The 21,868-nt window shown below is 68.7% G+C and carries 23 protein-coding genes; 13 read left to right on the plus strand and 10 right to left on the minus strand.

The window, feature by feature from the left end:
* Nucleotides 1–155 precede the first annotated feature (155 nt).
* The 4 genes from DMC61_RS09330 to infC all read right to left on the minus strand — a co-directional run bounded on the left by DMC61_RS09330 (nt 156) and on the right by infC (nt 2,266).
* The gene (locus DMC61_RS09330) at nt 156–989 is read right to left on the minus strand and encodes an RNA methyltransferase (RefSeq protein WP_125689386.1); all 834 of its coding nucleotides are present in this window, start codon (nt 987–989) and stop codon (nt 156–158) included.
* Complete coding sequence (gene rplT / locus DMC61_RS09335) at nt 986–1,363, minus strand: 50S ribosomal protein L20 (RefSeq protein ID WP_005163284.1); 378 nt, start codon at nt 1,361–1,363, stop codon at nt 986–988. Before rplT ends, DMC61_RS09330 begins: the two co-directional genes overlap by 4 nt.
* A 62-nt stretch (nt 1,364–1,425) precedes the next feature.
* Complete coding sequence (gene rpmI, locus DMC61_RS09340) at nt 1,426–1,620, minus strand: 50S ribosomal protein L35 (protein ID WP_007028043.1); 195 nt, start codon at nt 1,618–1,620, stop codon at nt 1,426–1,428.
* Nucleotides 1,621–1,690: 70 nt separating this feature from the next.
* Nucleotides 1,691–2,266 carry a translation initiation factor IF-3 gene (gene infC, locus DMC61_RS09345; RefSeq protein ID WP_051071860.1) on the minus strand — a complete coding sequence of 192 codons (576 nt, stop codon included), beginning with the start codon at nt 2,264–2,266 and terminating at the stop codon, nt 1,691–1,693.
* Between the two features lie 270 nt (nt 2,267–2,536).
* On the opposite strand from infC, the gene DMC61_RS09350 reads away from it, so the two are divergent.
* From DMC61_RS09350 to DMC61_RS09360, 3 genes are all read left to right on the plus strand, one after another.
* Nucleotides 2,537–2,896: a DUF1844 domain-containing protein gene (locus DMC61_RS09350; RefSeq protein ID WP_005163289.1), complete on the plus strand. Its 360-nt coding sequence runs from the start codon at nt 2,537–2,539 to the stop codon at nt 2,894–2,896.
* A 134-nt stretch (nt 2,897–3,030) separates the two neighbouring features.
* The gene (locus DMC61_RS09355) at nt 3,031–3,660 is read left to right on the plus strand and encodes a GntR family transcriptional regulator (protein ID WP_199749946.1); all 630 of its coding nucleotides are present in this window, start codon (nt 3,031–3,033) and stop codon (nt 3,658–3,660) included.
* The gene (locus DMC61_RS09360) at nt 3,657–4,652 is read left to right on the plus strand and encodes a 1-aminocyclopropane-1-carboxylate deaminase (protein ID WP_125688494.1); all 996 of its coding nucleotides are present in this window, start codon (nt 3,657–3,659) and stop codon (nt 4,650–4,652) included. The genes DMC61_RS09355 and DMC61_RS09360 overlap by 4 nt, the downstream gene beginning before the upstream one ends.
* Nucleotides 4,653–4,721: 69 nt before the next feature.
* Here the strand turns inward: DMC61_RS09360 and DMC61_RS09365 are convergent, their stop codons facing one another.
* From DMC61_RS09365 to DMC61_RS09375, 3 genes are read right to left on the minus strand one after another with little or no spacing between them, the layout of a single operon-like run.
* Nucleotides 4,722–5,105 carry a RidA family protein gene (locus DMC61_RS09365; RefSeq protein ID WP_007028047.1) on the minus strand — a complete coding sequence of 128 codons (384 nt, stop codon included), beginning with the start codon at nt 5,103–5,105 and terminating at the stop codon, nt 4,722–4,724.
* Nucleotides 5,102–5,866, minus strand: a complete 765-nt coding sequence (locus tag DMC61_RS09370) for an IclR family transcriptional regulator (protein ID WP_072026456.1) — start codon at nt 5,864–5,866, stop codon at nt 5,102–5,104. Before DMC61_RS09370 ends, DMC61_RS09365 begins: the two co-directional genes overlap by 4 nt.
* Nucleotides 5,863–6,804 carry a sugar kinase gene (locus DMC61_RS09375; protein WP_233594783.1) on the minus strand — a complete coding sequence of 314 codons (942 nt, stop codon included), beginning with the start codon at nt 6,802–6,804 and terminating at the stop codon, nt 5,863–5,865. The genes DMC61_RS09370 and DMC61_RS09375 overlap by 4 nt, the downstream gene beginning before the upstream one ends.
* A gap of 150 nt (nt 6,805–6,954) precedes the next feature.
* Between DMC61_RS09375 and DMC61_RS09380 the strand changes: the two genes are divergently transcribed.
* The 9 genes from DMC61_RS09380 to DMC61_RS09420 are packed head-to-tail and all read left to right on the plus strand — an operon-like array spanning nt 6,955 to nt 17,533.
* Nucleotides 6,955–8,259, plus strand: coding sequence for an amino acid deaminase (locus DMC61_RS09380; RefSeq protein WP_125688498.1), 1,305 nt, complete (start codon nt 6,955–6,957; stop codon nt 8,257–8,259).
* A 33-nt stretch (nt 8,260–8,292) separates the two neighbouring features.
* Entirely contained in the window at nt 8,293–9,888 is a 1,596-nt protein-coding gene (locus DMC61_RS09385; protein WP_125688500.1) for an amidohydrolase family protein, read from the plus strand.
* Nucleotides 9,885–11,273: a GntP family permease gene (locus DMC61_RS09390; RefSeq protein ID WP_016335406.1), complete on the plus strand. Its 1,389-nt coding sequence runs from the start codon at nt 9,885–9,887 to the stop codon at nt 11,271–11,273. Before DMC61_RS09385 ends, DMC61_RS09390 begins: the two co-directional genes overlap by 4 nt.
* Before the next feature lie 27 nt (nt 11,274–11,300).
* Complete coding sequence (locus tag DMC61_RS09395) at nt 11,301–12,431, plus strand: lactonase family protein (RefSeq protein ID WP_125688502.1); 1,131 nt, start codon at nt 11,301–11,303, stop codon at nt 12,429–12,431.
* 11 nt (nt 12,432–12,442) lie between these two features.
* Nucleotides 12,443–13,726 carry an extracellular solute-binding protein gene (locus tag DMC61_RS09400; protein WP_125688504.1) on the plus strand — a complete coding sequence of 428 codons (1,284 nt, stop codon included), beginning with the start codon at nt 12,443–12,445 and terminating at the stop codon, nt 13,724–13,726.
* On the plus strand, nt 13,727–14,686 hold the full coding sequence (locus DMC61_RS09405) for a carbohydrate ABC transporter permease (RefSeq protein WP_125688506.1): 960 nt from the start codon (nt 13,727–13,729) through the stop codon (nt 14,684–14,686). It abuts the gene before it with no gap.
* Entirely contained in the window at nt 14,677–15,543 is an 867-nt protein-coding gene (locus DMC61_RS09410; protein ID WP_016335410.1) for a carbohydrate ABC transporter permease, read from the plus strand. Before DMC61_RS09405 ends, DMC61_RS09410 begins: the two co-directional genes overlap by 10 nt.
* Nucleotide 15,544: 1 nt before the next feature.
* Nucleotides 15,545–16,951 carry a beta-N-acetylhexosaminidase gene (locus DMC61_RS09415; protein WP_125688508.1) on the plus strand — a complete coding sequence of 469 codons (1,407 nt, stop codon included), beginning with the start codon at nt 15,545–15,547 and terminating at the stop codon, nt 16,949–16,951.
* 21 nt (nt 16,952–16,972) lie between these two features.
* The gene (locus DMC61_RS09420) at nt 16,973–17,533 is read left to right on the plus strand and encodes a hypothetical protein (RefSeq protein WP_125688510.1); all 561 of its coding nucleotides are present in this window, start codon (nt 16,973–16,975) and stop codon (nt 17,531–17,533) included.
* Here DMC61_RS09420 and DMC61_RS09425 read toward each other — a convergent pair.
* Entirely contained in the window at nt 17,530–18,627 is a 1,098-nt protein-coding gene (locus DMC61_RS09425; protein ID WP_125688512.1) for a DUF5005 domain-containing protein, read from the minus strand. The two genes, DMC61_RS09420 and DMC61_RS09425, sit on opposite strands and share 4 nt — an antisense overlap.
* 67 nt (nt 18,628–18,694) lie before the next feature.
* Between DMC61_RS09425 and DMC61_RS09430 the strand changes: the two genes are divergently transcribed.
* Nucleotides 18,695–19,945 carry a choice-of-anchor Q domain-containing protein gene (locus DMC61_RS09430; RefSeq protein WP_125688514.1) on the plus strand — a complete coding sequence of 417 codons (1,251 nt, stop codon included), beginning with the start codon at nt 18,695–18,697 and terminating at the stop codon, nt 19,943–19,945.
* Between the two features lie 266 nt (nt 19,946–20,211).
* Here DMC61_RS09430 and DMC61_RS09435 read toward each other — a convergent pair whose 3' ends face one another.
* Nucleotides 20,212–20,760 (minus strand): snapalysin family zinc-dependent metalloprotease, encoded by a 549-nt coding sequence (locus tag DMC61_RS09435; protein ID WP_072026449.1) that lies wholly within the window; start codon nt 20,758–20,760, stop codon nt 20,212–20,214.
* A 153-nt stretch (nt 20,761–20,913) separates the two neighbouring features.
* Complete coding sequence (locus tag DMC61_RS09440) at nt 20,914–21,861, minus strand: zinc-binding dehydrogenase (protein WP_125688516.1); 948 nt, start codon at nt 21,859–21,861, stop codon at nt 20,914–20,916.
* Nucleotides 21,862–21,868: the final 7 nt, after the last annotated feature.

Below are 21,868 nucleotides of genomic sequence, written 5' to 3' on the forward strand. Positions count from 1 at the left end.
GCGAACGGCGGCCCCCGATCACCCTCGGGCTGGGCACACCGTCACTCGGGAGTGCGAAAAACGCGCTCTACGCCGTAAACAAGGTGCTGGAACGAACACTGCGTTCCATGAGAGCTCCCTTGGTGTCGTGGTGCGACGGCGTGATGACCGGGACTCTACGTGGCCGCGGCCCGGGAAGCCATCGCATTTGTGTACACGCAGACGGCCGCGGCCGTCGCGAGGTTCAGGCTCTCGGCGCGGCCGTACATCGGGATCTTCACCGCGAGGTCGACCGTTCCCAGGACCTCCCGCGGCAGGCCGTGCGCCTCGTTGCCGAACACCCACGCGGTCGGCTCGTCGAAGGTCACCTGATCGAGTTCGGTGTCGGCGTAACCGTGCGCGCCGAGCGTGCGGAGGCCGGCGGCGGAGCAGGCCTTCAAGGCCGCGTCGACGTCCCGGATCCGGGTGATGGCGGGGTGGAACAGGCTGCCGGCGGCCGCGCGGACGCATTTGCCGTTGTGCGGGTCGACGCTGTCGCCGGCGACGACGACCGCGTCGGCACCGGCGGCGTCCGCGACCCGGATCACGGTGCCCGCGTTGCCGGGGTCGGCGACGTCGACAAGGACGACGACGAGCTTGGCGCCCGGCTTCAGGACGGTCTCCTGTGGACGGTCGACGAGCGCGCAGACCGCGACGATGCCTTGCGGTGTCACGGTCTCGGACAACCCGTCGGCGGCGCGATCGGTGATCGGCGAGACGGGGACGCCCGCCTCGCGCGCGATGGTGAGCAGCCGCTCGTGCTGCGCGGCGGCGCGTTCGGTCACGAACAGCTCGTACACCGTGCCGCCGTCTTCGAGCGCGGCCTCGACGGCGTTCGCGCCCTCGGCGAGGAACCGGCCGGTCTTCTCACGCTCGGCCCGGCGGGTGAGCTTGCGCGCAGCAACAACCCGGGGCGTCCGTTCGGTGAACGGAGCCGCCCCGGGTTGCGGAAGAGCGCTGTAGCCGGTCAGGCCGACTTCTTCTCTTCGGTGTTCACGTTCGCCTTGGCCAGCTCGGCCAGCGCGGTGAACGCGGCGGCGTCGTTGACGGCGAGGTCCGCGAGGATCTTGCGGTCGACCTCGACACCCGCGGCCTTGAGGCCCTGGATGAACCGGTTGTAGGTCACGCCGTTGGCGCGGGCCGCGGCGTTGATGCGGGTGATCCACAGCTGGCGGAAGTCACCCTTGCGGGCACGACGGTCCCGGTAGGCGTAGTTCAGCGAGTGAAGCGTCTGCTCCTTCGCCTTGCGGTACAGCCGCGAACGCTGGCCGCGGTAGCCGCTGGCGAGCTCGAGAGTCGCGCGACGCTTCTTCTGGGCGTTGACCGCCCTCTTGACGCGTGCCACTGGTCCATCCTGTCGATCTGGGGGCGCGGCGGGCGCGCCCGGGGTTTACAAGTGCGGGGGTGTCAGCGGCCGAGAAGGCGCTTGACGCGGCCGACGTCGTTCTTGGCGATCTCGGTCGTGCCTTCGAGGCGACGGGTGAGCCTGTTGGACTTCTTCTCCATCAGGTGGCGACGGCCGGCCTTCTGGCGGCGCAGCTTGCCCGAGCCCGTGACGCGGACACGCTTGGACGTCCCGCTGTGCGTCTTCATCTTCGGCATTACGTTGTCCTCTTTCGCGCGGCGGCACACCGGTGTTCCCCGGTGTGCCGCTGACATGTGCTGGTCGGCGCTACGCGTCGGCGGGCGGCTCGGACGACTCGTCCTTGGCTGCCTTCGCGGCCTTCTGCGGCTTCACGTTCTTGTGCGGAGCCAACACCATGATCATGTTGCGACCGTCCTGCTTCGGCGACGACTCGACGAACCCGAGCTCGGTCACCTCGTCGGCGAGCTTCTGCAGCAGCCGGAAACCGAGTTCCGGCCGGGACTGCTCGCGACCGCGGAACATGATCGTGACCTTGACCTTGTTGCCTGCCGCCAGGAAGCGCGACACGTGACCCTTCTTGGTCTCGTAGTCGTGCTGATCGATCTTCGGCCGCAGCTTCTGCTCTTTGATGACGGTGAGCTGCTGGTTGCGGCGGGACTCGCGGGCCTTCTGCGCGCTCTCGTACTTGAACTTGCCGAAGTCCATGAGCTTGCATACGGGCGGGCGTGCCTGCGGAGCGACCTCGACCAGATCGAGATCGTTCTCCTGTGCCAGCCGCAGCGCATCTTCGATCCGGACGATGCCGACCTGTTCACCGGCAGGCCCGACGAGGCGGACCTCCGGAACCCGGATTCGGTCGTTGATGCGTGTCTCGGAGCTGATGGGGCCTCCTTGGTCCGAGGTAAATTCTTCTACCGTTTCGACCTGGTGCCCACATGCCGAAGGCCCCGGTACCGTGAGGTACGCGAGGCCCACTCATTCCGATCGCGTTCAGTCTCCAGAACCGAACGCACCGCCTCCGACGCCCGAAATCGTCTTCGGCGAGACCGGACCCGGACACCTGGTGTTGCGGCGGTGACACGGGTGGGAGCGGGGCTCCACTTGCCGCCCCCGATCGCTCGGGGGCTGGTCGCTCGTGGAAGGGTACCAGACGTGTCAGATGAACCCGTTCAGCAACCCCCGTATTCCCCGGACGTCCGCGACCTGGAGGACATCCCGAGCGTCGAGGTGATCAGCAGGGCGGCCGTCATGCTGCTCTCCGCCGGCGCCGAACGCCTCGGCCTCGCGGACGAGGACCCGGCCAGCTCACCGCACCGCGACCTCGACGAGGCCCGTCGCCTGATCACCGCCCTCGCCGGGCTGGTCACCGCTTCGGCAGAGTACCTCGGCCTGCACGCCGGCCCGTTGCGCGACGGCCTGCAGTCGCTGCAGAAGGCGTTCCGCGAGGCTTCGGCCGTGCCGGACGCGCCCGGGCAGGGTCCGGGCGAGAAGTACACGGGGCCGGTCTACTAGCCCCCGCCGTCCGTCAAGTGTCAGGAAAGGGTCGTTCAGGACATTTTTCGTCCTGAACGACCCTTTCCTGACATCCGGGCTACCGAACCGACGCACCGCGAACTAACATTTCAGATGTGAGTGGGTTAGCGAAGGTGCCACGGTCCCTCCTCAGGGACGAGGCCTACGAGAACATCCGGCGGGCGATCATCGACGGGACGCTGCCGCCGGGCACGAACCTGCGCGACGGCGACCTCGCCGAGCAGCTTGGCCTTTCCCGCGCGCCGGTGCGCCAGGCCCTGCTGCGCCTCATCGAGGACGGCCTGGTCGAGTCGAAGCCACAGAGCTACACGCGGGTGGCGGGGTTCGTCCCCGACGACGTCCGCGACGCCTTGCAGCTCGTGCGGACGCTGCACGAGTTCGCCGTCCGGGCGGGCGCGCCGAGGATGGGACCGGCGGAGGTCGCCGCGATGCGGGCGGCCAACGCCCGGTTCGCCGACGCGATCGCCGCCGGGGACATCGCGGCCGCGATCGCCGCCGACGACGAACTCCACGACATCCCGGTGGCCGCCGCGCGCAACCGGGCGATCGCCGCGACGCTGGCCCGCTACACCCCGCTGTTGCGACGTCTCGAATACGCCCGCTTCGGCTCCCTGCCCGCCCACCGGTCGGTCCAGCGCCACGCGGAGCTGGCCGACGCCATCGAAGTGGGCGACGTCGACGCGGCCTGCGCGATCACCGCCACCATCTGGACCGAGCTCGAAGACCTCCTGGAGACGCCATGACCCTCGCCGATTTCCCCCGCTACCCGCTGTTGCTCGGCCCCTCCCCCGTCCACCCGCTCGAACGGCTCACCGCCCATCTCGGCGGCGCGAAGGTCTGGGCGAAACGCGAAGACGTCAACTCCGGGATCGCGTTCGGCGGCAACAAGACCCGGAAGCTCGAGTACCTGGTCGCCGACGCGCTGGCCCAGGGCGCGGACACGCTGATCTCGATCGGCGGCGTGCAGTCGAACCACACCCGCCAGGTCGCCGCGGCCGCCGCGCGGGCCGGGCTCAAGGCCGTGCTGGTGCAGGAGAGCTGGGTCGACTGGAACGACCCGATGTACGACAAGGTCGGCAACATCCAGCTCTCGCGCATCCTCGGGGCGGACATCCGGATGGTCGAGGCCGGATTCGGCGTCGGCTTCAAGGAGAGCTGGGAGAACGCGGTCAAGGAGATCGAGGCCGACGGCGGGAAGCCGTACGCGATCCCGGCCGGCGGCTCGGACCACCGCCTCGGCGGGCTCGGTTTCGCGAACTGGATGGTCGAGCTCGAAGCGCAGGAGGCCGAGCTCGGCGTCTTCTTCGACACGGTGGTCGTCTGCTCGGTCACCGGCAGCACGCAGGCGGGGATGGTCGCCGGGGCCGCGCTTTCCGGGAAGCCACGGCGGATCCTCGGCATCGACGGGTCGGCGAAACCGGCTGAGACGCGTGACCAGATCACCCGCATCGCGCGGGCGACCGCGGACCTGATCGGCGCGGGCGGGATCGGCGAGGTCGAACTGGACGAGCGCTATCACGCCGGGATCTACGGCATCCCGGACGAGTCCACTCTGGACGCGATCCGGACGCTGGCGCGACTGGAGGGAGTGCTCACCGATCCGGTGTACGAGGGCAAGTCGATGGCGGGGCTGATCGACCTCGTTTCCCGCGGCGAGATCTCGCGGGACTCGAACGTGCTCTTCGCGCACCTGGGTGGGCAGCCCGCCCTCAACGGGTACACGAGCGTCCTCTGACCAATGCAAGGAAAGGTCCTTTCCTCGCAAATTTCGCAAGGAAAGGACCTTTCATCGCACGCGCGAGGGTCAGTCCGTCACGGCCAGGACGTCGATCTCCACCAGCAGCCCGGCGGGCAGGCCGACGTACACGGTGGTCCGGGCCGGGTGCGGCGCCTCGCCGATCAGCTTGTTGTAGACCTCGTTGAACGCGCCGAAGTGGTCGACGTCGGTCAGGTAGACACGCACCATCAGCGCGTCGGCCAGGCTCGAACCGGCGGCCTCGAGCACCGCTTCGATGTTCTTGAAGGTCTGCTCGGTCTGCTCGCCGACGGTCTCGCCGACGATGGCGCCGGTGGCCGGGTCGAAGGCGACCTGGCCGGCCACCTGCAGGATGTTGCCCTTGCGGACCGCCTGCGAGAACGCGGCCACCGGCTTCGGCGCGTTCTCCGTGCTGATCGCGGTCTTGCTCATTCCAACTTCCCCTTTCGGTTCCCCGTCCATCCACTGTGGACGGAAGCTTCTTCGGTGGCGGCGATCAGTTCCGGCACGAGCGCCATCAGGCCGTCGTAGTCGAGCAGCACCTTCGGCACCGACACCGACGCGGCCGCGAGCACCACGCCTCCCGGCCCGCGAACGGGCGCGGCGACGCAGTGGATGAAGTCCTCGTGCTCGGCGTTGTCCACCGCGTAGCCACGGTCGGCGACGAGCGCGAGCTCCTTCTCGTAGGCCTCGGGCGTGGTGATCGTGTTCGGCGTGCGGACGAAGAAGTCGATCCTCGACACCACGTCCGCCTGCTTCTCCGGCGTCATCGCCGCGACCAGCACCTTGCCGACGGCGGTGCAGTGCAGCGGCGCGCGTTTCCCGATGCGGGAGTACATCCGCACCGAATGCCTGCCCTCGAACTTGTCGATGTAGACGACCTCGCCGTCCTCATAGGACGCGAGGTGCACGGTGTGCCCGGTGCGCGCGTTGAGCCCGGCGAGCGCGGATTGCGCGGTGCGGCGGACGTCGCGATCCTCCAGTGCCTGCTGCGCGAGGTCGAAGAGCGCGCTGCCCAGCCGGTAGTACCGCTGCCCTTCCCGGCGCACGAAGTGGTGTGCCTCCAGGGTGCGCAGCAGGCGCAGCACGGTCGACTTGTGCACGCCGATCTCCTCGGCGAGCTGGTCGAGCGTCTTCGGCTCGCGGGCGAGCCCGCCCAGCAGCGTGAGCGCCCTGTCCAGGCTCTGGCTCATCCGCCCACCACTCCCTTTTCCGTCAGCTTGGCCGCCGCCCATGCTGCCTCATCCGCGCCGAGGAGCGCGTCGATGACGGATCCGGGCAACGGCGTGCCCACGTCGTCGTGGGTCAGCAGGGTGGCCGCGGCCTGCAGATGACCACGTCGCAGCCGGGTCGCGGGGTCGTCGCCGCGCAGGGTCGCGGCGAGGAATCCGGCCGCGAAGGCGTCGCCGGCGCCGACCGGTTCCACGACGTCGACCTGGAGCGCGGGCGAGAACAGCGGTGCCCCGTCGCCCTCGACCAAGGTCACCCCGCGCGCGCCGTGCTTGACGACCAGCGTCTTCGGCCCCGGCACGGCGGCGCGCAGCCGTTCCGGGTCACCGGTCCCCCACACCCGTTCGGCCTCGTCCTCGCCCGCCAGCACGATGTCGGAGCGGGCGGCCAGCCCGGCCAGCACCGACGGATCCCGCTCGGTCCACAGCGCCGGCCGGAAGTTCACGTCGAACGACACCAGCGTGTCGCCACGCGGTCGTTCCATCAGCGCCCGCACCAGGTCGAGGCACCCGTCCGACAGCGCGGGCGTGATCCCGGACAGGTGGATGACGCGAACCCCGTCGAGCGCGAGCTTCCCCAGTAGTCCGGCGTCCATTCCGGACGCCGCCGAGCCCTTGCGGTAGTAGCGCACCGGGCTGCCGTCCGCGCCGCTCTCCTTGACGTACAGCCCGGTCGGACGCGTCGGGTCGACCACGACCGCGCTGACGTCCACCCCGGTCTCACCGATCTCCCGCACCAGCGCCCGGCCGAACGGATCGTCGCCGACGGCGCTCACCCACGCACTGGTGAACCCCAGCGCCGGGAGATGACAGGCGACGTTCGATTCGGCCCCTCCGATGCTTCGCACCCACTTACGTACCTCGTCGGGCGGCCCGGGTTCGGCCGGCACGAACAAGGCCATCGACTCCCCGATGCACAAAACGTCGGGCGCGCTTGTCACCTTCACGTCTCCTAGTCGTCACGCCGTTGACCTCCAGCGGACCGGATGCTACACCTATCCCACGCAATATGCGCAACGTCCGTTGCAACATACGCAACCGAGGTGAACCTCATGTTCCAAGCCGGCACCATCGATTCCGCCGCGGTCGCGGCCGTCCGGGAGGAGCGCGTCGACTGGCGCTTCCGCTCGGTCGCGCCCTCGCTGTCCGGTCTCACGATCGGCGAGGCCGCCGCCCGAGGCGCGAAGCTGTTCGAAGACGGCTTCCTCGGCCCGTTCGTCGTCCTCGACGAGGAGGCCGTCGAGCACAACCTCCGCACGATGGCGGCCTGGTGCGCCGAGCGCGGGGTCGCGCTGGCCCCGCACGGCAAGACGACGATGGCGCCGCAGCTGTTCGAGCGGCAGCTGAAGCACGGCTCGTGGGGTATCACCTGCGCGAATGCCGGCCACCTGCGGATATACCGCGCGTTCGGCGTTTCCCGCATCCTGCTGGCCAACCAGTTGCTCGACCCGTCCGGCCTGAAGTGGCTGGCCGCCGAACTGGACGCCGACGACGACTTCGAGTTCGTCTGCTGGGTCGACTCGGTCCGCGGTGTCGAGCTGATGACCGAAGCCCTGCGCGGGGCCCGCCGCAAGGTCGACGTCCTCGTCGAACTCGGCGCCGAGGGCGGCCGCACCGGTGTCCGCGACACCGAGACCGCGCTCGCCGTCGCCGAGGCCGCGCACGCGAGCCCGGCTCTGCGCCTGCGGGGATCCGGCGGCTACGAAGGCGCGCTTTCCCACCACACGGACGAAAAGTCGCTCCAGCTGATCAGCTCCTATGTGGACGGTCTGCGCGAACTCGTCTTCGCCTTCCACGCCAAGGGCCTGCTCGACGACGCCGGTCAGATCATCGTCACCGGCGGCGGCAGCGCGTACTTCGACCGCGTCGCCGACGAGCTCACCAAGGACTGGGGTGGCCTGGACGTCCTGCCGATCCTGCGCAGCGGCGCCTACGTGACCCACGACGACGGCTTCTACCGGGTGATCTCGCCGCTGGGCGAACACCCGCGTATCGGCGGCGTCGCGTCGTTCCGTTCCGCGTTGCGCGCCTGGGCACAGGTGACGTCGAAGCCGACGGACGAACTCGCACTGCTCACCATCGGCAAACGGGACGCCTCGTTCGACGAGGGCATGCCCGAGCCGCGCCTCATCCGCAAGGGCGACGGGCCACCGTCCGCGCTCGAAGGTCACTCCATCCAGAAGATGAACGACCAGCACGCCTTTCTCACCCTGCCCGCGTCGTCACCGGTCGAGGTCGGGGACTGGATCGCCCTCGGTCTGTCCCATCCCTGCACCGTCTTCGACAAGTGGCCCCTGATCCCGGTCGTCGGCCCCGACGGCGAGACCGTGCTCGATTTCGTCCGCACCCACTTCTGATCCGTCCTCCACCGCCGCAGAGGAAGAATCACCATGGACATCGTCGTCCGCTCGGCACTGGTCGCCGACGGCACCGGAGATCCGCTCACCAGGCACGACGTGGGCATCTCCGACGGCCGTATCACCAGTGTCGCCGAACCCGGCTCGCTCGCGGGCCGCCGCACCATCGACGCCGAAGGACTCGTGCTCGCGCCCGGGTTCATCGACATGCATTCGCATTCCGACCTCCAGCTCCTCGCCAATCCGGACCACCTCGCGAAGCTCTCCCAGGGCGTCACGACCGAGGTCCTCGGACAGGACGGGCTCTCCTACGCTCCGGTGAACGACGAGGTCCTCGCCGCGCTCCGCCAGCAACTCGCCGGCTGGAACGACGATCCGGCCGGTTTCGACTGGAACTGGCGTTCCGTCGGCGAGTACCTCGACCGGCTCGACGCGGGGGTCGCGGTCAACGCGGCCTACCTGGTGCCGCAGGGCACCGTCCGCATGCTCACCGTGGGCTGGGAAGACCGGCCCGCCACCGAAGCCGAGATGAACGCGATGAAGGAACTCATCGCGACCGGGCTGGCCGAGGGCGCGATGGGGATGTCGTCCGGGCTCACCTACACGCCGGGCATGTACGCGACCACCGAAGAGCTGGTCGAGCTGTGCCGGGTCGTCGGCGAGAACGGCGGCTTCTACAGCCCGCACCACCGCAGCTACGGCAAGGGCGCGCTGGAGGCGTTCGGCGAGATGGTCGACGTCTCCCGTCGCTCCGGCTGCCCGCTGCACCTCGCGCACGCCACGATGAACTTCTCGGTGAACAAGGGCAAGGCGTCGAACCTGCTGGAGCTGCTCGACCAGGCACTCGACGACGGCTGCGACATCACGCTCGACACCTATCCCTACCTTCCCGGCGCCACCTACCTTTCGGCGCTGCTCCCGAGCTGGGCCACCGAAGGCGGGCTCGACGCCACACTGGCCCGGCTGTCCGATGTGGACACTCGCGAGCGGATCCGCGCCGAGATCGAGGAGACCGGTTCCGACGGCGCCCACGGGGTGCCGATCGACTGGGAGGCCATCGAGATCAACGGCGTCCGCCGCGACGAGAACGCCCATCTCGTCGGGCATTCCGTCGCCGCTTCGGCGCAGCGGGCCGGAAAGCCGGCCGCGGAGCTGTACTTCGACGTCCTGCTCTCGGAAAAACTCGGGACGTCCTGCCTGATGCACGTCGGGCACGAGGAGAACGTCCAGGCGATCATGCGCCACCGCACGCATACCGGCGGCAGCGACGGGCTGCTCGTCGGCGCGCGGCCGCATCCCCGCGCCTGGGGCACGTTCCCGCGTTACCTCGCACGTTACGTCCGCGAACTCGGCGTCCTCGAACTCGCCGAATGCGTCGCCCACCTCACCGGCCGCGCGGCACAGCGCCTGCGGCTGACCGACCGGGGTCTCGTCCGCGCCGGATACGCGGCGGACCTCGTGCTGTTCGACCCGGAAACCGTCGCCGACACCGCCACGTTCGACGAACCGCGGCAGCAAGCCGCCGGAATCCCCTATGTCTTCGTCAACGGTGTCGCCGCCATCGACGATGGTCAACCGACCGGCGCCCTCGCCGGCCATTCACTGCGGAACCCCGGGAGTGCCCGATGATCGACTGGCTCCAACACACGACGGGAGGTCTCCTGACCCTCGCCGCCGTCTCGATCGCGGTGTTGTTGTTCCTCATCATCAAGGTCAAACTCGAGCCCTTCATCGCGCTGATCGTGGTCGGCCTCCTGACCGCGCTGGCCGCGGGCCTGCCGGTGGTCCAGATCGTCGGCTCCGCGCAGAAGGCGTCGGACTCCCTGCTGGAAAAGGGTTTCGGCGGGATCCTCGGCCATATCGCCGCGATCATCGGTCTGGGCACGATCCTCGGGTCCATTTTGGAGCGTTCGGGCGGGGCGAAGGTGCTCACCAGCGCGCTGCTGCGCGCCATCGGCGAGAAGCGGGCCCCGCTGGCGATGGGCCTCGCGGGCTTCGTCTTCGGCATCCCGGTTTTCTTCGACATCGGCATCTTCGTGCTGGCGCCGCTGGTCTACGTCGCCGCCAAACAGGGCGGCCGTTCGCTCGTGCTGTACGCGCTGCCGTTGCTGGCCGGGCTTTCCATCACCCACGCGTTCCTCCCGCCGCACCCCGGCCCGGTGGCCGCGGCCGGTCTGCTGCACGTGGAACTCGGCTGGATCATCCTGATGGGTCTGGTCTGCGGTATCCCCGCGTTCCTCGTCGGCGGCGTGCTGTATTCGACCTGGATCGGCAAGCGTGTCGACGTACGGGTGCCCGCGGAATTCCTGGTCGCGGAGGAAGAAGGCGAAAAGGAGACGAATCCGCCGTCGCTCGGACTGGTGCTGGGGATCATCGCGGTCCCGCTGGTGCTCATCCTCGCCGGTACCTTCGGCAGCATCTGGCTTCCCAAGGCCTCCGCGGCCGCGGGTGTCGCCGCGTTCATCGGTACCCCGGCGGTCGCGCTGACGGTCTCGGTGCTGCTCGCGTCCTGGCTGCTGGGGCTGCGCCGCGGCCTGACGGGCAAGGATTTGAGCGAGCTTTCGGCGAAGTCGCTGCGCCCGGTCGCGATGATCCTGCTGGTGGTCGGCGCGGGCGCGTTCTTCGGTGCCGTGCTGTCCGCCACCGGGATCGGCAAGGCCGTCGCGGGATCGCTGGACAACGCCGGTCTCCCGGTCATCCTGGCCGCCTACGTCATCAGTTGCGGTATGCGCATCGCGCAGGGCTCGGCGACGGTCGCGATCGTGACCACGAGCGGCATCGTCGCACCGACGGTGGCGACGCTGGGCTACTCGCAAATGCAGCTCGCGCTGCTGGTCGTCGCGATTTCGGCGGGCTCGATCATCGCCTCCCACGTGAACGACGGCGGTTTCTGGATCATCTCGCGGTACTTCAACATGACCGTGCCGGAGACCCTGAAAACCTGGACCGTATTGGAAACCGTCCTTTCCGTTTCCGGTTTCGGCGTGGCAGCATTGCTCATGGCAGTGGTTTAAACCACCCGACAGCTGGGAGAGATCACGATGACCGGACTCGATCGACGCACGTTCCTCGGCGCCGTCGGAGCGGCTGGACTCACCACCGTTCTCGGTTCCCACCTCGCGAACGCTTCCGAACAACACTGCGGACCGAAGGGAACCGGAGCCATTTACGTCAGCAGCTACACCAGTTCCGGGCACGGGCTCGATGTCGCTCACCGGGACGCGGCCACGAACGCCGTGGTCGTCGACCGGACGATTCCGGGAGTGAGCAACGCTTCCTGGTTCGACATCAGCGCCGACCGCAAGACGCTCTACGTGACCAATGAGGACGAGAACGGCCAGATCTCCGCGTTCAACCTGGCCGACCCGGCCAAACCCAAGCTGCTCAACAAGAAGTCGGCCAAGGGGAAGCACCCGACCCATCTGAGCGTCCACTCGAGCCAGAAGTACGTGCTGGCCGCGAACTACAGCAGCGGCAGCGTCGTCGTCCTCCCGATCCTCGCGGGCGGGAAGCTCGGCGACGTCGTCGATCTGGCGCAGCACAAGGGCGCCGAGCGGGACGCGCACGCACACCAGGTCGTCAACGACCCCACCGGCAAGTGGGTGCTCGCGGTCGACCTCGGCGCGGATTCGGTCTACGTCTACAAACTCGACGTCTCCACCGGGAAGCTCAAGCTGAACCAGCAGCTGAAGCTCCCGTCCGGCGCCGGTCCGCGGCATCTGGCGTTCCACCCGAACGGCAAGTACGCGTACATCCTTGGCGAGCTGCGTGCCGAGGTCACCGTCGCGGCGTGGAACCCGGCCACCGGGAAACTGACCGCCGGGCAGGTCGTCCCGGCCGTTCCGGCGGGCACGCCCGGCGCGCAGTACCCCGGTGAGATCACCACGTCCAAGGACGGGAAGTTCGTGTACGCCTCCGTGCGCGGCTCCGACACGATCGCGTCGTTCGGCGTCGGCGAGGACGGGAAGTCCTTGAAGCTGCTGAACAACGCGCCCGTCGGCGGGGTGTACCCGCGCCACTTCACCCTCGACCCGACCGAGCGCTGGTTCTACGTCTCGAGCGACAAGTCCGGCACGCTCAGCTGGCTGCCGCGCGATCCCGGCACCGGGCTTCCGGGGGCCGTCGCCGGGAAACTGGCGCTCCCCCAAGTCAATTCCGTCTTTTTCGCATAAGGAGAAAACCCATGAGAACTCGCGTCCTCATCGCGGGCCTCGCGGCGCTCGGCCTCGTCGCGGCCTGCGCGCCGGCCCAGAACACCCCGGCCGCGGGCGGCGGTGACGAGAAGACCGGCACCGTCCGGGTCTGGCTGTTCGACGAAGCCAACCGCGCGCCCAAGGAGGCCGCCGTCAAGGAGGCGATCGCCGAGTTCAAGGCGGCGCACTCGGGCGTCGAGGTCGACGTCCAATGGATCCCGGTGGAAGGCCGTGCCGACAAGTTCTCCGGCGCCTTCAACGACCCGGCCAGCGCGCCGGACGTCGCCGAGTTCGGCAACACCGACGTCTCCAGCTACGCCGCCACGGGCGCGCTGGCCGACCTGACCGGCGATCTGTCGTCGTGGAAGGAAGGCGCCGACATCCTGCCCGCGGTGCTGGAAACCGCGAAGTCCGGTGGCAAGACCTACGGGCTCCCCTGGTTCACCGGTATCCGCGCGTTGTACTACCGCACGGACCTCTTCGCCGAACTCGGCCTCAAGCCGCCGACGACGCTGGCTGAACTGACCGAGACCGCGAAGACGATCCGCGCCAAGAAGCCGGAGCTGTACGGCATCTCCGTCGGCGGCAAGTACACCTACGCGATGCTGCCGTTCCTGTGGGCGCACGGCGGCGAGATCGCCAAGCAGGACGGTGACAAGTGGAAGTCCACTGTGGACTCCGAGCAGGCCAAGGCGGGCGTGACCGCGTACGCGAACCTGCTGAAGGCGGACATCTGCCCGCCCGAACAGTGCGCCAACCTCACCGGCACGCAGAGCATCACGGCGTTCGCCGGCGGCAAGGCCGGGATGTCGATCGGCGGTGACTTCAACCGCAAGGCCGTCGAGGCCGGTCAGGTGAAGGGCAAGTACGCGATCATCCCGCTCCCGGGCACCGAGACGGGCAAGATCGCCCCGGCGTTCGCGGGCGGCAACCTGCTCGGCGTGTTCAACGCGACCAAGCGCAAGAGCCTCGCGGTCGAGTTCACCCAGCTGCTCGGTGGCGCCAAGTACCAGGAGAAGATGTACGTCGCGATGGGCAACCTGCCCACGCTCGGCAGCGTCCAGCAGAAACTGGCCGCGAGCGACCCGTCGGTCAAGCCGTTCGTCGACACGCTCACCGCGGGCACGAAGTTCGTCCCCGCCACCGCGGCGTGGTCGAAGATCGACGCGCAGAACGTGCTGCCCACCGCGATCCAGCAGATCGCGACCGGCGGCAAGGACCCGGCCACCGCGCTGACCGCCGCGGCCGCCGAGATGAACAAGGCGTTCGGCTAAGTGGTCACCCAGGAAATCCCCCGCACCACGGCTCCGGCCGTCCCGGCACGGCGGTCGCCCCGCCGTCGCCGGGACGGGCGGGCCGCCCTGCTCTACCTGGCTCCCGGTGGCATCCTGCTGCTCGCGATGCTGGTGTACCCGATCTACCAGCTCGTCCTGATCTCGTTCTACGACTACGGCCAGCCGCAGGCGGTCGGCAACGCGCCGCTGGTGTTCCTCGGTTTCGGCAACTACGTGGAACTGCTGGAGAACCTCCAGTTCTGGGAGGTGCTGGCCAAGACCCTCGGGTTCACCGCGGTCTGCGTCGTCGGCAGCCTCGCCCTCGGGACCGGGCTCGCCGTACTGGCGACCCGGGTCCGCGCCTGGGCGCGCGTGCCGCTGTTCCTGGCGGCGCTGGCCGCGTGGGCGACGCCGGCCATGGCGGGCTCGTACGTCTGGCTGTTCCTGTTCGACGCGGACTTCGGCCTGGTGAACGAGGTCCTGTCGGGCATCGGGTTCACCGGGATGGCGAACCACTCCTGGACCTTCGACACCTACAGCACGTTCGGGCTGGTGGCCGCCGAGGTCATCTGGTGCTCGTTCCCGTTCGTCATGGTGACGATGTACGCCGGGCTCAAGGGCGTGCCGGAAGAGGTCATCGAGGCCGCGTACCTCGACGGCGCGTCGACCTGGCGCACCACGTGGTCGATCACGCTGCCGATGGTGCGGCCGCTGCTGACCATCGCCACGATCCAGTCGATCATCTGGGACTTCAAGATCTTCACCCAGATCTACGTGATGACCAACGGCGGCGGCGTGGCCGGGCGCAACCTCGTGCTCAACGTCTTCGCCTATCAACAGGCCTTCGCCGGACAGGAATACGGTCTCGGCGCGGCGCTCGGAGTCGTGATGACCTTGCTGCTGCTGTCCATCACCGGGTTGTACGTCCGGTCGCAACGCCGGAGCGCCGGATGGGTGTGACGACGGGACGCCGGGTTCGCAGGCCCGGCAGGCTGATCGCCGAGATCGTCTGCGTGGTGATCGCGGGAATGGTCGCGTTCCCCGTGTACTGGATGGTGCTTTCGGCGTTCAAGCCCACCGGGCAGATCCAGGCGGAGAACCCCCGCCCCTGGACGCTCACGCCGACCCTGGAGCATTTCGAACGGGTGCTCAGTGGCGAGGGTTTCGCGATGTTCTTCCTGAACAGCGTGATCGTGGCCGTCGTGGTGGTGGCGTTGTCGCTGCTGCTCTCGTTCCTCTCGGCGGTCGCGCTGACGCGGTTCAACTTCAAGGGCCGGACCGTGCTGCTGGTGATGGTGCTCGTGGCGCAGATGGTGCCGGTCGAGGCGCTGACCATTCCGCTGTTCTTCCTGATGCGGTCGGTCGGCGACGTCGCGCCGGCGTTCGGCACCAACCACCTCGGCTCGCTGATCCTGGTGCACCTGGCGTTCAGCCTGCCGTTCGCGATCTGGATGCTGCGGGGCTTCGTCGCCGCGGTGCCGCAGGAGCTGGAAGAGGCGTCGAAGATCGACGGGGCGAGCCGCATGCGGTTCACCTGGCAGATCCTCTTCCCGCTGGTGGCGCCCGGGCTGGTGGCGATCAGCGTGCTGGCGTTCATCCACGCGTGGAACGACTTCCTGTTCGCGAAGACGTTCATCATCTCCAACACCGAGAACCAGACACTCCCACTGGCGATCCTCGTGTTCTTCAAACCGGAGGACACCGACTGGGGCGCGGTGATGGCGGGATCGACCCTGATGACCATCCCGGTGCTGGTGTTCTTCATCCTCGTGCAACGACGACTCGTGTCCGTCATGGGCGGCGCGGTGAAGGGTTGACATGCCTGGCTTCGAAACTCTGCTCCCCCGTCCCGTCTCGGTGGAACCCTTGCCGGGAACCTGTTCCGTACCGTCCGAAGTGGACGTCCGGCGTGACGCCGCGTTGCCCGCCGAGGGTTACCGGCTGGAGATCGACCCGTCCGGAGTGACCCTGCACGCGGCCGACGCGGCCGGCGAGTTCTACGGCCGCCAGACGCTGCGACAGCTCGTCGGACCGGACGCGTTCCGGGCCGCCTCCATCCACAGTGGACAGGCCACGATCCCGTGCGGTGTGGTGACCGATCATCCGCGGTTCGGCTGGCGCGGCTGCTTGCTGGACGTGGCAAGGCATTTCCGCACCAAGGCCGAGGTGCTGCGGTTCATCGACCTGATCGCCGCGCACAAGCTCAACGTGCTCAACCTGCATCTGACCGACGACCAGGGCTGGCGGATCGAGATCCCCGAGTTCCCCAGGCTGACCGAGGTCGGCGGCTGGCGGAAGTCTTCGATGGTCGGGCGGCACGACGGGCCGGAGCGCGACGGACGGCCGCACGGCGGGTTCTACTCGGCCGACGATCTCCGCGAAATCGTCGCGTACGCCGCCGCGCGTTCGGTGACGGTCGTTCCGGAGGTCGACATCCCGGGCCACGCCAGGGCCGCCATCGCCGCCTATCCCGAACTCGGGCCGGAGACCGATGAACCGTGGGAGGTCTGGACGAGCTGGGGTATCAGCACCTCGCTGCTGAACACGAGAGAGTCCACAGTGGACTTCTTCAAGCGGGTCTTCGACCACGTGCTGGACATCTTCCCGTCCGAGGTCATCGCGCTCGGCGGCGACGAGGTGCCCGGTGCGACCGAGGAGCACGGCCGGTTCGTCCGCGAGATCGCGCGGCACCTCGTCGAACGCGGACGTCGTCCGCTCGGCTGGGACGAGGTGCTCGAAGCGGGCGATCTGCCGCCGATGGTCATCGGCTCGTGGCAGAGCGAGGCGGCCGGTGCCCGCGCGGCGGCCGCCGGGCACGACGTCGTCATGTGCCCGGAGGACCACGTGTACCTGGACCACCGGCAGTCCGACCACCCCGACGAGCCCATCCCCGTCGGCTACCTGAGCACGCTGGAGAGCTTCTACGGCTACGAGCCGGTGCCCGCCGATTACCCCGAGGGGAAGGCGATCCTCGGCGCGCAGGCGCAGGTGTGGTCGGAGCACCTCGACACCGTGCGGCGGGTGGACTACGTCGCCTTCCCGCGCCTGTGTGCTTTCGCCGAGGTGGCGTGGAGCGACCCGGACGGCCGGGACTACGCGGAGTTCCTGCCGCGCCTGCGGGACCACCACCTGCCGCGGCTGGACGCGCTGGGCGTCGAGTACCGGCCGCTCGACGGACCGCACCCGTGGCAGACCCGGCCCGGAGTCCCCGGGCGGCCTCGCTAGAAGTCAGGCCATGATGGGGTGATGAGTGATCAGTGGGTCGAGGCCTCCCAGCTTCCTGAAGAACTCGTCGCCCTCATCGACACCCTCCGCCCCGGCGAGGAGGTGACCATCACCAGGAACGGCGAGACGATCGGGACGATTTCCGGCGTTTCCCGTCAGGAAACCTCCTCGTCCGCGGACGCCGAGGACATCACCGTCGTGGCCACCGCCATGAAGCTGTCGGCGTCGGCGCGGGACGCGTTGTCCGAGCGGCTCGGCCCCGGGTACCTCGTCCTGGACCTGCACTCGGCGCCCCCGACCGTCGACGTCCTGCTGGTACCGCCCGCCAGCCCGCAACTGATCGGCAACTTCCGCGCGCTGTACCCGAAGGCGCGGATCGTGATCACGGAGATCGAGGACGCCGAACTCGGCGTCAAGTACGAAGGCCCGGTCCGGCGTCTCCTCGACGCCGGCGCCGAGGCCTATCTCCCGTCGAGCACGATCCCGCGGCTGGCGGAGCAGCTGGACCGGACCATGACGCAGCTGAACCAGCTCTCCGGTGGCTCCGTCCGGCAGGCACTCGTGAGTGGTGAGGACGGTTAGAACGCTCCTCGCCACTCACGAGGCCAGTTCGGCCGAGGTGGCCAATCGACCTCCACGAACCGCGGCCGGTAGATCCGCACGTCCGCGATGTTGTCCCCGTGGTCGAGCGAGTTCACGTTGTACGACACCGTGAGCTTCCCGGGACGGCTCAGCTGCGGATGCGCCGTCGCGTCGTAGACGATCCGCCGGTCGCTCGCTTCGGGCGCCCGGTAGAAGACGACCGGAGCACCGAACGGGCCGGTCGGCGAACTCGCGGTGTAGGCGAGCATCACCGGGCTGAAGCCGGGGCTGGTGTCCATGGTGATCAGCACGTACTCTCCGCCGACGCGGGTCACTGAGAACGCTGTCCCGACCCCGGCCAGCATCCGGACGGAATCCTCCTCGTGGGGCGACCAGCCGACACCGGTCCAGAACTGCCATGGTCCGCGAAGGCCACCGACAGGCACTCTGGCGAGCCGGAGGTGGCCTTGTTCGGCGCCGTAGATGTAGGTGTACCCGCCGTCTTCGAGCAGTTCCGATCCCCACGCGACCTTGTCGCCCACCGGGATCACCAGCAGCTCGGACTGCGTCAGTGCGGGTAGCCGGAAGGTCGCCAGGGAAGTCCCGGTGCTCCGGAAGTCGAGGCCGCCGGACCCCGTCGTCTTGTACCGGTTGTAAAGCACCCGCAGGACGTCGCCCTGGACGACACCGTCACCGACCCAGTAGTGCTCGTCCGAACCCGCGAGACCGATCAGCGCCTCCGGGGCATCGGCGGTGCCGCCGTGCAGCGTCTCCCCCAGCGAGCCGTCTGGTCGCTGCACGACCAGCGTGTTGCGCGCGATCGGGCTGTCCCGCGGGCGGCTGTGGTCGGGGTTCACCGTGCCGAGGAACGTGTCCGAGAACAGCCACGCCGTGCGGCCGTCCGGCAGCGGGACCGACACCGTGCGATCGCCGCCGGTCCAGTGCCCGCCCTGATCGCCGTACGCGTTCCAGAGCTCGTTCAGCCCGGCGACGGGAACCACCGGCGGTGGCGGCGCGGACGCGATTCCGCTGCTCGCCACCATGGCGCTGAACAGCAATGCGGCCGGTACGAGAATCCGCGACGCCCGACGCATCCGATCATGCTAAAGGCGCCGAGGTCTTTGTACGACCCTTGTGCGGCAGGTGGTTACGGTCCGCCGCATGTCCTGGAAACTGCTTTCCGTGGCCGTGCTCGCCGCTGTCGCGTGCACCGGTTTCACGACGGCCGAAGCCGCTTCGAAGACCTACTACGTCGACCAGGTCTCCGGCAGCGACACCGCGAGCGGCACTTCTCAGCAGACCCCGTGGAAATCCCTGGCGAAGGTCTCCGCGACCACGTTCGTGGCGGGTGACACCGTCCTGCTGCGTCGTGGCGGGAACTGGTCCGGCGGCCTCACGGTCAAGGGCTCGGGCGTCACGATCGGCGCGTACGGCACCGGCGCGCGGCCGGTCGTCAAGGGCAACGCGGAAGCGTGCGTCGACCTTCCGGGCAACGACAACGTGGTGAAGGACCTGCAGATCGGCGTCGCGGCCGACGCGGGACGCTGTTCGTGGGCCGGGGTGAAGGTGTCCGGCGATCGCAACAAGGTGCTGTCGAACCTGATCACCGGCGCCGGCGCGGGCGTGTACATCGCGCCGTCGGCCGACGGCACCGAGGTCACGCAGAACGACCTCGTCGACAACAACCACATGACCGTCGTGACGCCGGGTGGCAACGACGACTCCGGCGCGTTCGCCGTGCTGGTCCAGGGCAACGACTCCGACATCGGCTGGAACCGGATCAGCGGCTCGATCGCGAAGGCCGACGACTTCGGCGGCCTCGACGGCGCCGCGGTCGAGATCTTCTACGGCTCCCGGAACGTCATCCACCACAACATCTCCGAGGACAACGAGACCTTCACCGAGCTCGGGACGGACGCGAAGGACCCCGACGGCGTCTCGACCGGCAACGTCTTCGAGTACAACGCGATCTTCGGCGCCAAGACACGCGGCGGGATCATCACGCGCGGCGCGGACGACGGCAACGGGCCGGTGCTCGGCACGGTGTTCCGCAACAACTCGCTCCGGCTCCCGAACGCCGAGGCGGAGGGTTTCGTCTGCTACGGCGGCTGCACGAACCAGATGCTGACGATGACACAGAACGTCGTGCAGGCCGCGTACAAGGTCGGCTATGCGGACGCGACCTTCACCGCGACCGACCACAATGTGTATTTCGGCGGGCTCCGGCAGTTCGCCCCGGGCACGACGGACAAGGTCGCGGATCCGAAGTTCACCTCGGCCACGAACCTGATCCTGCAGGCGGGCAGCCCGGCGATCGACCTCGGCACCACGAAGTACGACGACCGCGACGTCGACGGGAACACCGTGTACTCGGGTGCGGCGGTGGACGCGGGCGCCTACGAATTCTCGTAAGTGGTGAGGGTGGTTAGCGCCAACCGCGTCCTCTGTGCCTACTGGCCCGGAAGTCCACAGGCGCGCCGTGAGTGAAGACGTAACTCGCGTGATCAGGGGCGTGACTCGCGTGACTGGACGCCGCACTCACGTGTTCCGCCGCTGATCACGCGAGATCCGCCTCCAATCACGCGAGATCCGACTTCGATCACGTGAGTGCCCGACCGGCCTCGTGAGTGGTGAGGGCGGTTAGGACCGTCCTCACCACTCACGAGGGACCAGAAGCGTCAGTTGTAGATGCGCTGGATGGCGCCCGCCGCGACGAGCCCGTTGGCCCACAGCGAGTTCACCCGCGAGATCTCCTGGGCGTTCGGCGTCGCGTTGGTGCAGGACGGGCCGGGGCCGCCGCCGGACATCAGTTCGGAGCACGGGCCCTGGTAGTTGTCCGGCAGGCCGAGCGCGTGGCCGGTCTCGTGCGCGGCGATCCGCGTCTGGTCGTACTGCCGCGCCTGCGTGTAGTCGATGAAGATGGTGCCGCGGCCGTGGCCGTCGGTCTCGGCGTACGAACCCGAGGGGTCGTTGCCTTCGGTGTAGCGCAAGGTGGCGCCCGAGGAGCTCTCCTGCAGCTTCACGTTCGACACCGAGTTGTTCCAGTTCGCCACGCCGGCCTGGATGGCGGCCCGGAAGCTGGGGGCTCCCGAGGCGTCGTAGTAGACCGTGGTCGCCGCGGCGGCCTTCTGAGCAGGCTGGACCGCCGCCGTGGCCTGGCCCGCGGTGACCGGGACGGCCAGCAGCGCCAAGCTCACGGACGCGGAGACGAAGAACTTCCTTGCCATGGACCCACTCCTTGTGAGGACAACGGAATGGTTCGTGAATTTAGGAGCCCCGGCCGCGACCCGGCACCGACTTTCGTAGTGTCGGCCAGCTGGTGATTTACCAACACTTTCGACCTATTGACATGCGCATGTCAGCATACGATCATGCTCTGCTCAAGGCCGTAGAACCAGCTTTCCCGACGTCGTCCGCGCCTCCAGTTCCGCCAGCGCCTCGGGCCCGTCCGCGAGGTCGTACACCGTCGGTGTCCCCGGCACGCAGACGCCGGCCGCGATCAGGGCACGCAGTTCGTCCATCAATTCCGCGAAGATCGCCGGGGCGTGCTCGATCAGGACGCCGAGGTGCAGCCCGATCACGTGGATCTGCCGCCGGAAGTTCAAGTCCCGGTTGGTGATCGCGACCTCTCCCCCGGCGACGCCGTAGACCACGACGCGTCCGGTGACCCGCTTGGCGGCGGCGAGACTCGTGGCGAAAGCCGCCCCGCCGACCGATTCGAGCACCAGGTCGACCGTCCCCGGATCGGCTCCGTAGCCGAGGACGCGATCGGCGCCCAAGCGCCGCACGACGTCGTGCTTGCCCGGTGACGCGGTGCCGACGACGGTGGCGCCGTAGTGCTTGGCCAGCCGGACCGCGGCCTGGCCGACACCGCCCGCCGCCGCCTGGACCAGCACGGTCTCACCGGCGGCCAGCCGGCCCAGTTTGAGCGCGGCGAGCGCCGTGACCCAGTTCAGGATCAGCCCGATCGCCTGCTCGTCCGACCAGCCCTCCGGCACCGCGACCGCGCCGGACGCGGGCATGACCATGTACTCGGCGAAAGCCCCACCGCCGGTCCCGACGACGTGGTCGCCGACCGCGGGCGCCGTAACCCCTTCTCCCACGGCCACGACCTCACCGGCCGCCTCGAATCCGGCGATGTACGGGGCTTCCGGACCGTCTTCGTACACCCCCCGCGTCTGCATGACGTCGGCGAAGTTGACACCCGCAGCGGTGACCTTCAACAGGATTTCGCCTGGTCCGGCCGCCGGGACGGGGGCATCGGTGACGAGATGGAGATCTTCAGGACCGTTCGCGGAGTCCTGCCGCAGCGCGCGCATCGAAGTCATGTCCGCA

It is taken from the genome of Amycolatopsis sp. WAC 04169 (genome assembly GCF_003947535.1).
Taxonomy (GTDB): domain Bacteria; phylum Actinomycetota; class Actinomycetes; order Mycobacteriales; family Pseudonocardiaceae; genus Amycolatopsis; species Amycolatopsis keratiniphila.